Source organism: Streptomyces sp. NPDC102462 (assembly GCF_044765425.1).
In the GTDB taxonomy this organism is placed as follows: Bacteria; Actinomycetota; Actinomycetes; order Streptomycetales; family Streptomycetaceae; genus Streptomyces.
On sequence record NZ_JBIWKB010000026.1, the window covers coordinates 34,718 to 45,038 of the forward strand.

The window sequence follows — 10,321 nt, forward strand, 5'->3', positions numbered from 1 at the left end:
TGCGGCGTTTGGGGGGTTACCAGCGGGGCCCCCTGCGGGCCCGGGGGCGCGGGGCCCGGCGGGGGGGGGGGGGGGGGCGGGGGGGGGGGGGGGCGGGGCGGGGGGGGCCGGCCCACCACCGTGTGCGGCGAGCCGGGCGCGTCTTTCACCGGCGCGCACCCGGCGCCCGCGCCGGGTGGGACCCCAGGGCTTGAGCACCGAGATCGCAGTCATGAAGCCATAGGCGGCCAGCGACACGGCCGGTCCGATCACGACGGCACCGGCGTCGGGCAGGGGTTCGCCGACGGCGACGGCCGTGACCGCCGCGTGCACCCCGGGGCGCAGCGCGAAGGCCGTCGCGGCGGTGGTGGCCAGGGTCAGCCAGAACTTGGTCCAGACCCAGCGGTGCCTGGCCAGGCCCCACGGGGTGCCGAGGGACAGCGCCACACCGCTGAGGAGCGTGGCGAGCGCCACGGGAAGCAGCAGCCAGTCGGCGAACAGCCGCATGGAGCGCACGGAGGCGGTGACGGTCCCCGCCTGCCCGGCGGTGACCGCGGTGATCCCCAGCGCGAGCAGCCCGAGCGTGATCCCGAGCCAGCTCGCGGAGGCGGTGACATGGACGACGAGCAGGGCCCGGCGGGCCGGACGGCTCAGTTTCATGGCCCTCACCGTGCCGGTCCCGGCCCGCCGGGGCGTCTGCCGAGGGGAGTAACCCCGCATACGTTCCCGGGCGTACGCGCCTACGGCCCCCGCGGCGGCGCCGGGCCCGTAGGCGCGGGTCCGGCGCCGGGCGGTGCCGGTCGGTGGTGGCGATCAGCGGGCCTGTGCGCGCAGTTCCGACAGGGTGGCCGAGGTCAGCGGCCGTGGGGTGTGTTCGGGTTCGACGAGGACGACCGTGCAGTCGGCGGCGTGGGTGAGCGCGGTGGTGAGGCTGCCGTCGGCGAACTGGGCGAGGGGGCCGCGCGGCGAACGGCCGACCGCTATGGCGCGTGCGCCCACCTCGGCGGCGTGCCGGGCCAGGACGCGTCCGGCCGCGGCGTGGTCGCCGACGCTGCTGAGGATCTGCCCCGTCACGGGGATGTCCAGCGCGGCGAGGCGGTCGAGGTGGGCGGCGACGGCGGCGCGGGCCTGGTCGGCGGTCTCGGTGTCGACGGCCTGTTCCTCCACGACGGCGGTCTGGTGCACATGGACGATCTCCAGCGGGCTGCCGGTGTCCTGGGCGAACCGGGCCGCGGTGTCGACGGTGGCGGCGGCCCCCTCATGGGCGCCGACCGCGACGATGACCGGCCGGGTGCCGCTGCGCGGTGCGGTGCCGACGAGCGTGAGGAGCGGGGTCACCGGTTCGCCCTCGCCGGTGTCGGTCTCGGCGGCGCGCAGCAGACGGTGCCCGCTGGCCAGTACCGGGATGGCGAGCACGAAGGTAGCGGCGCCGAGGTAGAAGGGGACGCTGAGGTCGGTGGCGTCGGCGAGCCTGCCCGCCACATAGGGGGCGAGGCCGCCGCCGATGAAGCGCAGGAAGCCGTAGGCGGAGGAGGCGACCGGGCGCTCCACCGGGGAGACGAGCATGACGGCCTGGGTGGTGAGGGTGTTGTTGATGCCGATGAAGGCGCCGCTGAGGATGACCGCGACGATCACCACGGTGGGGGTCTCGACGCCCGCGGCGATCACGGCCATCACGATGCCGAGGCCGAGCAGGTTGGCGTAGAGCACGGGGGCGGTGCCATAGCGGGCCTGGAGGCGGGGGGCGAAGAAGACGCTGAAGGCGGCCACCAGCAGACCCCAGCCGGTGAAGACCAGTCCGAGCTGATGGGCGCTCAGCTCCATCGGGTAGGGCGCGTACCCCAGCATGGTGAAGAAGCCCCAGTTGTACAGCAGCGCCATGATGCCCATGGTCAGCAGGCCGCGGTGGCGCAGCGCCCTGAGCGGGTCGAGCGGCGAGCTGCGGCGGGCCGGCCGGGGCAGGGTGGGCACGAAGGCGAGGGTGGCGACGAGGGCGACGGCCATCAGCGCCGCGACGCCGAAGAACGGTCCGCGCCAGCTGATCGCGCCCAGTTCCCCGCCCAGCAGCGGGCCGACGGCGATGCCGAGGCCGAGGGCGGTCTCGTACAGGATGATCGCGCCGCCGAACCCGCCGCTGGCCGAGGCGACGATCACCGCCAGTGAGGTGGCGATGAACAGGGCGTTGCCCAGGCCCCAGCCGGCCCGGAAGCCGACGATGCCGTTGATGGAGCCGGAGGAGCCGGCCAGCGCGGCGAAGACGACGATGACCGCCAGTCCTATGACGAGGGTGCGCTTGGCGCCGAAGCGGCTGGAGAACCAGCCGACGACGAGCATGGCGACCGCGGTCACGATGAGATAGCTGCTGAACAGCAGGGAGACCTGGCTGGGCGTGGCGTGCAGGTTCTCGGCCAGGGCGGGCAGGATCGGGTCGACCAGGCCGATGCCCATGAACGAGATCACGCAGGCGAACGCGACGGCCCAGACGGCCTTGGGCTGCTTGAAGGGACTGGCGGCCTTTCCATGGGGTGCACTCATGTGTGCTTCTCTTCCGGAGCGTTGACGGGGACGGGGCGGAACGGGCGGAGAAGGGGACGGGTAAGGGGCCGGACGGGGTCAGGAGGGGGCTGGGCGCTCGTGGTCGTCCTGGATGACCCGGGCGAGGGCGGGCAGCGCGATGTGCACCGCGTCCCGTTCGGCCTCGGTGAGCCGCGCGACGAGGTCCTGAAGCGCCTCGGCGCGCTCCGCGCGCCGCTGCCGGAAGACATCGAGGCCAGTGGGGGTGGCCGCCACCAGGACGCCCCGGCCGTCGCTGTGGTCGGCGGTGCGACGCGCCAGACCGGCCCGCTCCAGCCGGGTGATCAGCTGGGTCATGTTCGGCTGGGAGACGCCTTCGGCGCGGGCCAGTTCGGTCAGCCGCTGGGGGCCTTCGCGGCCGAGCCGGGCCAGCACCGAGGAGGCCGCCGTGCTCAGGCCGCCGGCCGTGGCACTGCGCCGTACGTGCCGGACCAGTTGCTCGACGGCGATGATCAGGTCCTCCGGTGCGGCGCCGGGCGCCGCCGGATCCATAACCCGCTTATGCATACCTGCATGATGCACTTAGATGTACTGTGAAACAAGATGCCCGGGAGGGGTCCGGGTCGGGCGTCGGGGGTGTTGTGATCGTCCGGACGGTTCAGCCCGGTACGTCCATGCGCTGGGTGCCGATCACCGACAGCAACCGCAGCGCCTCCTCGTCCCGCGAGCCGGGCGCGGCGGTGTAGATGACGACGCGCTGGTCGAGGTCGGTGATGTCAAGGACGTCGCAGCGGACGGTCACCGTGCCGACCAGGGGGTGCTGGAGCGTCTTGCACAGGGTGGGCTCCGCGGTCACGTCGTGGGAGTCCCACAGACGGGCGAACTCCTCGCTGCCGGCGAGCAGTTCGGCCACCAGGCCGGTCACTTCCGGGTCGTCCGGGTAGCGGGCGGCGGCGGCCCGCAGATGGTGGGCGGAGGTACGGGCGAACTCGTCGGTGCCCGAGACGGCGTACAGCCGCCGCCCGCTCCCGCCGGGGCCGAGGAAGACCCGGCGGATCAGGTTGCGGTCGCGGCGGGGCAGCGCGGAGAAGTCCTCCATCAGCGCGGCGGCCAGGTCGTTCCAGGCGATCACCTCGTAGATCGCGGAGAGCACGAACGCCGCGGCCTGCGGCAGCCGCTGCAGCAGGTCGACGATGCTCTGGCGCACCACCCGCGGCGGGCCGGACGGCGGCAGCGGGGGGACGCCCGCCAGGTGGTGCAGATGGGCGCGCTCGGCGTCCGACAGTCGCAGCGCGCGGGCGATGCCGGTCAGCACCTCGTGCGAGGGGCGCGGGGCCCGTGCCTGCTCAAGGCGCGTGTAGTACTCGGTCGAGATGAACGCCAGCTGCGCCACCTCCTCGCGGCGCAGTCCTGGCGTACGCCGCCGTGCCCCGGCGGGCAGGCCCACGTCGGCGGGGGTGATCCGCTCGCGCCGACTGCGCAGGAAGGATGCCAGTTCGCGTCTGTCCATGCCCCCAGTGTCCGCCGAGCGTCCGGGCCCAGCCAGGTACTGCCGGTGCCTGGCTGGGCCCGGGCGCCCGGCGCAGCCTCGACGGCATGAACGAAACAGTGAACTCGGCACCCGTCCCGGCGGCCCCGGCCGCGGGTCTGCTGGCAGGCAAGACCGGGCTGATCATCGGCGCCGGCCGGGGCATCGGCGCCGCCGCGGCCCGGCTGTTCGCCCGGGAGGGCGCCCGGCTGCTGCTGGCGTCCCCCACCGAGGCCCGGCTCAAGGCCGTGGCCGACGAGATCAGGGCGACCGGCACGCGCGTGGACCACATCGTGTGCGACCTGTCCGAGCCGGACTCCGTACGGGCCGCCGTGGACCGGACGGTGGCGGTGTACGGCCGCCTCGACATCGCCTTCAACAACGGGGCGGTGGCCGTGCCGCCGAACCCGCTCGACCGGTTGCCCGAGGCCGATCTCGACCATCTGTACGCGGTGAACCTGAAGGGTCCTTGGATCGCCGTGGCCGCCGAGGTCGCGGCGATGCGCGCCACCGCCGGGCGGGGCGCGATCGTCAGCACCTCCAGCGTCGGCAGCCTGATGGGCAACCCGTGGCTGCCCGGCTACGGCGCGATGAAGCGGGCCCTGAACAGCGTCACCGCGTCGGCCGCCGTGACCTACGGCCCGGAGAACATCCGGGTCAACGCCATCGCGCCGGGCACCACCCGCACCGACATGCTGGAGCACTGGGACGAGGCCGACCCGGGCGTCATCGACCGTCTCAACGCCCAGACCCCGCTGGGCCGGGCCGCCGACCCGGCGGAGATCGCCGAGGCGGCGGCCTGGCTGCTGAGCGACCGCGCGTCCTATGTCACCGGAACCGTCCTGCGCGTGGACGGCGGCATGCGCGCATGACCGCACCGCCGCGCGGTCCGGGCCGCCGCGCGGTCCGGGCCGCCGCGCGGTCCGGGCCGCCGAGGACCGGTCAGGGCTCCGGACGCCGCCGCGACGGCCGTCCTCGACGGCGACAGCGACGTGGTACGGCAGCGGGCCGGAAAAGGCGCTGGCGGCCGGACGAGCCGAGGCATCTGATCGGGAGGAGATCCGCAGGGCGCCTGACCGGGAGGAACCCGCACGGACGGGAACCGGCGCATGGACCAGCGGTCGGGGACCGGGCGGTGTCGCCGCAACCGACCCGGTCCGGACCGCGGGCACGGGCATTGCGAATCCGCAGGTCGCGGGTGCCCCGCGGGTCCGATCCCGGCTGGACGCCCCGGTACGACCGGCCGCACCGCCCGCGCGGGCTGCCGTGCGCCGCCTCCGCCAAGGAGGGCGACACCGTGTTCGACGACCGACGCGGGTCAGGCAGGCGAGGCAACCCACCCCACCCGAAAACACGCCACGGACCACCGGCCCGCCCTCCCGACGACCGCCTCACGAGGCAGCGGCCCGCCCAACTCGACGGCGCCGCACGGAGCATCGGGGTGCGCGCCCCGCAGGCCACCCCAGCCCACCCCGCCCGGAAACGCCTCGCGGGGCGCCCGGATGGGTGGGCCGAAACACCCTGCTGGGCCGTTGGGTCGGGGGGCGCGGGTTACGTCAGTTCGGCCAGGAGGTCGCCGCCCTCGACCTGTTGGACGGGGTTGATGGCCAGGCGGGTCACCCGGCCCGCCCGCGGGGCGGTGATCGCGGCCTCCATCTTCATCGCCTCGATGGTGGCCACCGTCGCCCCGGCCGCCACCTCGTCGCCCTCGGCGACCGTCAGCGTCACCACGCCCGCGAACGGCGCCGCCACATGGCCGGGGTTGCCGCGGTCGGCCTTCTGTGTGGCCGGCACGTCCGAAGCCGCCGACCGGTCGCGCACCTGGATCGGCCTGAGCTGCCCGTTCAACGTGGCCATCACCGTGCGCATGCCCCGCTCGTCGGCGTTCCCGACGGCCTGCAACTCGATCAGCAGCCGCACCCCGGGCTCCAGGTCGACAGCGTACTCCGTCCCGGGGCGCAGCCCGTAGAAGAAGTCCTTGCTGTCCAGGACGCTGGTGTCGCCGAAGGTCTGCCGGTGGGTCTCGAACTCCCGCGTCGGGCCGGCGAACAGCAGCCGGTTCAGCGTCGCGCGCCGGGACTTCTCCAGGCCCTCACGGTCCTCGGCGGTCAGCTCCGGCACGGGCTTCGCCTCGGCCCGGCCCCGCAGCGCCCTGGTGCGGAACGGCTCCGGCCAGCCACCGGGCGGGGTGCCCAACTCGCCGCGCAGGAAGCCGATGACGGAGTCGGGGATGTCGTACCGGTCCGGTGCGGCCTCGAAGTCCTCCGGGCGCACATCGGCGCCGACCAGGTGCAGGGCGAGGTCCCCGACGACCTTGGAGGACGGGGTGACCTTGACCAGGCGGCCCAGCATCCGGTCGGCGGCGGCGTACATCGCCTCGATCTCCTCGAACCGGTCGCCGAGGCCGAGCGCGACGGCCTGGGTGCGCAGGTTGGACAGCTGTCCGCCGGGGATCTCGTGGTGGTAGACCCGCCCGGTCGGCGAGGCGAGGCCCGCCTCGAAGGGCGCGTAGATCCGGCGGACGCTCTCCCAGTACGGCTCCAGGTCCCCGACGGCCTGGAGGTCGAGGCCCGAGGGCCGCGCCGAGTGGTCGGTGGCGGCGACGATCGCCGACAGCGACGGCTGTGAGGTGGTGCCCGCCATCGACGCCACCGCGCCGTCCACCGCGTCCGCACCCGCCTGGATCGCGGCGAGGTAGGTGGCGAGCTGACCGCCCGCCGTGTCATGGGTGTGCAGATGGACCGGCAGGTCGAACTCGCGGCGCAGCGCCGTGACGAGCGTGGCCGCGGCGGGGGCGCGCAGCAGTCCCGCCATGTCCTTGACCGCGAGGACGTGGGCGCCCGCGGCGACGATCTGCTCGGCCAGGCGCAGATAGTAGTCGAGGGTGTAGAGGCGTTCGGACGGGTCGCAGAGATCGGCGGTGTAGCACAGGGCGACCTCGGCGACCGCGGTGCCGGTCTCGCGCACGGCGTCGATGGCGGGGCGCATCTGGCCGACGTCGTTGAGCGCGTCGAAGATCCGGAAGATGTCGATGCCGGTGGCGGCGGCCTCCTGCACGAAGGCGTCGGTGACCTCGGTCGGGTACGGCGTGTAGCCGACGGTGTTGCGGCCGCGCAGCAGCATCTGCAGACAGATGTTGGGCACGGCCTCGCGCAGGGCGGCCAGCCGCTCCCAGGGGTCCTCGGCGAGGAAGCGCAGGGCGACGTCGTAGGTGGCGCCGCCCCAGCACTCCAGGGACAGCAGCCCGGGCAGGGTGCGGGCGACGACGGGGGCGACGGTGAGGAGGTCCTTGGTGCGCACCCGGGTGGCGAGCAGGGACTGGTGGGCGTCGCGGAAGGTGGTGTCGGTGACGGCGAGCGTCGGTGACTCGCGCAGTCGGCGGGCTAAGCCCTCGGGGCCGAGCGAGACGAGTCGCTGCCGGGACCCGGCGGGCGGCTCGCCCGCGGGCAGCGGGGGCAGCTTGGTGACCGGGTCGATCAGGTCGGGCCGCTCGCCGTGCGGCTTGTTCACGGTGACGTCGGCGAGATAGGTGAGCAGTTTGGTGCCGCGGTCGGCGGAGGAGCGCGCGGTCAGCAGGTGGGGGCGTTCCTCGATGAACGAGGTCGTCACCCGTCCGGCCTGGAAGTCCGGGTCGTCGAGGACGGCTTGCAGGAAGGGGATGTTGGTGGCCACGCCGCGGATGCGGAACTCGGCGACGGCGCGCCGGGCGCGGACGATCGCGGCCTTCAGGTCCCGGCCCCGGCAGGTGAGTTTGACCAGCATCGAGTCGAAGTGCGCGCTGATCTCGGTACCGGCGTGGGTGGTGCCGCCGTCGAGGCGGATGCCCGAGCCGCCCGGCGAGCGGTACGCGCTGATCCGGCCGGTGTCCGGGCGGAAGCCGTTGGCCGGGTCCTCGGTGGTGATGCGGCACTGCAGCGCGGCGCCGCGCAGGGTGACGGACTCCTGGGTCAGCCCCAGGTCCGCGAGGGTCTGCCCGGCGGCGATCCGCAACTGGGCCTGTACCAGATCGACGTCGGTGACCTCCTCGGTCACCGTGTGCTCCACCTGGATGCGCGGGTTCATCTCGATGAAGACGTGGTGGCCCGCGCGGTCGAGCAGGAACTCGACGGTGCCGGCGTTGCGGTAGCCGATCTCGCGGGCGAAGCGCACGGCGTCGGCGCAGATCCGCTCGCGCAGCGCGGGGTCCAGGTTCGGCGCGGGCGCGAGTTCGATGACCTTCTGGTGGCGGCGCTGCACGGAGCAGTCCCGCTCGAAGAGGTGGATGACATCACCGTCGCCGTCGGCGAGGATCTGCACCTCGATGTGGCGCGGATCGACGACCGCCTTCTCCAGGAAGACGGTGGGGTCGCCGAACGCGGAGGCCGCCTCGCGGGACGCCGCCTCGATGGCCTCGCGCAACTGGGCGGGTTCCGCGACCCGGCGCATCCCGCGGCCGCCGCCGCCCGCCACCGCCTTCACGAACACCGGGAAACCGATGTCGTCGGCGGCCCGGACCAGTTCGTCCACGTCGGTGGAGGGCGCCGAGGAGCCCAGCACGGGCACGCCGGCGGCGCGGGCGGCGGCCACGGCACGCGCCTTGTTCCCGGTCAGTTCGAGCGTGTGGGCGCTGGGTCCGACGAATGTGATGCCGGCCTGTTCGCAGGCCCGGGCGAGTTCCGGGTTCTCGGACAGGAACCCGTAGCCGGGGTACACCGCGTCGGCGCCCGCGCGGCGTGCCGCGGCCACGATCTCCTCGACCGACAGATAGGCCCGTACCGGGTGTCCGGGTACGCCGATCTCGTAGGCCTCGTCGGCCTTGAGCCGGTGCAGTGAATTGCGGTCCTCGTGCGGGAACACGGCGACCGTGCGCGCGCCCAGCTCGTAGCCGGCGCGGAATGCGCGAATCGCGATCTCACCTCGGTTGGCGACCAGCACCTTGCGGAACATCAATCGACCCCTTCGGCCTGCCGGCGACGAACACCATCGTGTCGGCGACTGCCCTGCCCTGCCACGCGGCAACGTTAGGGGCGGGCGGGCGACGGCTGAAGGGGGCGAACATCACATTGACATCCGGGTCCGACCAGGGGCCACCCGAAGCCCCCTGCGTGTCCCCGGGGGGCCCGGGTGTCAGGGGCCGCTGCCCGGTGCCGGGAGCGTCGGTTCCCCCGCCACGGCGAGCGGGGCCCGGGCACGCCCGCGTCCGGCATCGCGTTCGCTGTCGCGTGGGAGGTCGTGTCGGAGGTCGTGTTGCAGGTCGCGTTCGAGGTCGTCGAGCGCGCGGCGTGCGGTCGCGATGCGTTCCGCGAGGTGCCGCCGCTCCTCTGGTGCGACGGGGGCGGGGCGCCGGGCGGGCGACTCGTCCCGTTCCAGCTCGCGGGCCTCTTCGAGGGAGGTCAGGACCACTCCGATCAGCACGTTGACCAGGACGAAGGAGGCCAGCAGGACATAGGAGGCGTAGTAGAGCAGGCTCCAGCGGGACACCTCAAGGCCGGCCCGGACCGCGTCCCCGATGCCGTCCAGCGTCATCAGCAGGAAGAGGGTGAGGACCGCCCGGCCGACGGATCCGTAGTGCTCGGGGTCGGACCTGCCGAAGAAGACCCAGCCGACCATGGCGTACACGTACAGCAGCAGCGCGCCGACCAGGAGGAAGCTCAGTGTGCCGGGCAGGCTGCGGGCCACGGCGACCAGCACGATGCGCAGTTGCGGCAGGAACCGGGCGGTGCGCAGCACCCGGGCCAGCCGCAGCAGCCGCAGCACGGTGGTGTTCTCGCGGACGACGGGCAGGAAGGCGCACAGCACGACGGCCAGGTCGAAGAGGTTCCACGGGTCCTTCCAGAACTCCCGTGGCCGGTCCGCGTGGGCCGCGAGGCGCAGCAGGATCTCGACGGTGAAGACGGCCAGGCAGGCGTGTTCGGCGAGCCTCAGCCAGTGCTGCCAGTCGGCGGCGAGGCCGGTGTAGGTCTCCACGCCCAGCAGTGCCGCGTTCGCCAGGATCACCGTGAAGACGGTGAGGGCGAACCAGCGGGCCTCCGTGACGGCCCGGCAGCGCCGGGCCAGCTCACTCCGGGCGGATAACGGTACCGGCTCGGCCGCGTGCTGGTGCTGGTCCGACTCGTCCGACATGGTGCTGCTTCCGCTCCTTCACGTGCCGCGCTCACCCGGCCCGCCGGGCCCGGCCGACCGGCTGTCGAGTGATCACCTTCCAGGAGAGATTTCTACAGCACTGTAGAAGGCGACGGGGAACGGGTGGGCGTAGCGCACCGTCCGGTGGGGCGTCGTTCGTGTGCGGCGCCGTGGGGGCTGAGCGCGCAGTTCCCCGCG

At 73.6% G+C, this 10,321-nt stretch carries 6 protein-coding genes and 1 pseudogene; 1 reads left to right on the forward strand and 6 read right to left on the reverse strand.

All coding sequences use genetic code 11. The features are described 5' to 3' along the window. Positions 1-126: 126 nt before the first annotated feature. The 4 genes and pseudogenes from ACIRFL_RS22600 to ACIRFL_RS22615 all read right to left on the reverse strand — a co-directional run. A pseudogene (locus tag ACIRFL_RS22600) lies at positions 127-639 on the reverse strand (DUF2269 domain-containing protein); the annotation flags it as partial. Positions 640-792: 153 nt separating this feature from the next. Next, positions 793-2,514, reverse strand: coding sequence for an MFS transporter (locus ACIRFL_RS22605; protein ID WP_404031111.1), 1,722 nt, complete (start codon positions 2,512-2,514; stop codon positions 793-795). A 78-nt stretch (positions 2,515-2,592) separates the two neighbouring features. Further along, positions 2,593-3,060, reverse strand: coding sequence for a MarR family winged helix-turn-helix transcriptional regulator (locus tag ACIRFL_RS22610; protein ID WP_404031114.1), 468 nt, complete (start codon positions 3,058-3,060; stop codon positions 2,593-2,595). A 91-nt stretch (positions 3,061-3,151) separates the two neighbouring features. Next, entirely contained in the window at positions 3,152-4,003 is an 852-nt protein-coding gene (locus ACIRFL_RS22615; RefSeq protein ID WP_404031116.1) for a helix-turn-helix transcriptional regulator, read from the reverse strand. 86 nt (positions 4,004-4,089) lie between these two features. Between ACIRFL_RS22615 and ACIRFL_RS22620 the strand changes: the two genes are divergently transcribed. Continuing rightward, positions 4,090-4,893, forward strand: a complete 804-nt coding sequence (locus ACIRFL_RS22620; protein WP_404031119.1) for an SDR family NAD(P)-dependent oxidoreductase — start codon at positions 4,090-4,092, stop codon at positions 4,891-4,893. Positions 4,894-5,572: 679 nt separating this feature from the next. Here ACIRFL_RS22620 and ACIRFL_RS22625 read toward each other — a convergent pair. Both ACIRFL_RS22625 and ACIRFL_RS22630 read right to left on the reverse strand, forming a co-directional pair. After that, complete coding sequence (locus ACIRFL_RS22625; protein ID WP_404031122.1) at positions 5,573-8,947, reverse strand: pyruvate carboxylase; 3,375 nt, start codon at positions 8,945-8,947, stop codon at positions 5,573-5,575. Between the two features lie 180 nt (positions 8,948-9,127). Then, positions 9,128-10,123 (reverse strand): ion transporter, encoded by a 996-nt coding sequence (locus ACIRFL_RS22630; RefSeq protein WP_404031124.1) that lies wholly within the window; start codon positions 10,121-10,123, stop codon positions 9,128-9,130. Positions 10,124-10,321 lie beyond the last annotated feature (198 nt).

Excerpts from the sequence above, each read along its gene's own strand:
- ACIRFL_RS22615 (WP_404031116.1), bottom strand. The coding sequence starts at position 4,003 with ATGGACAGACGCGAACTGGCATCCTTCCTGCGCAGTCGGCGCGAGCGG.
- ACIRFL_RS22630 (WP_404031124.1), bottom strand. The coding sequence starts at position 10,123 with ATGTCGGACGAGTCGGACCAGCACCAGCACGCGGCCGAGCCGGTACCG.
- ACIRFL_RS22605 (WP_404031111.1), bottom strand. The coding sequence starts at position 2,514 with ATGAGTGCACCCCATGGAAAGGCCGCCAGTCCCTTCAAGCAGCCCAAG.
- ACIRFL_RS22610 (WP_404031114.1), bottom strand. The coding sequence starts at position 3,060 with ATGCATAAGCGGGTTATGGATCCGGCGGCGCCCGGCGCCGCACCGGAG.
- ACIRFL_RS22620 (WP_404031119.1), top strand. The coding sequence starts at position 4,090 with ATGAACGAAACAGTGAACTCGGCACCCGTCCCGGCGGCCCCGGCCGCG.
- ACIRFL_RS22625 (WP_404031122.1), bottom strand. The coding sequence starts at position 8,947 with ATGTTCCGCAAGGTGCTGGTCGCCAACCGAGGTGAGATCGCGATTCGC.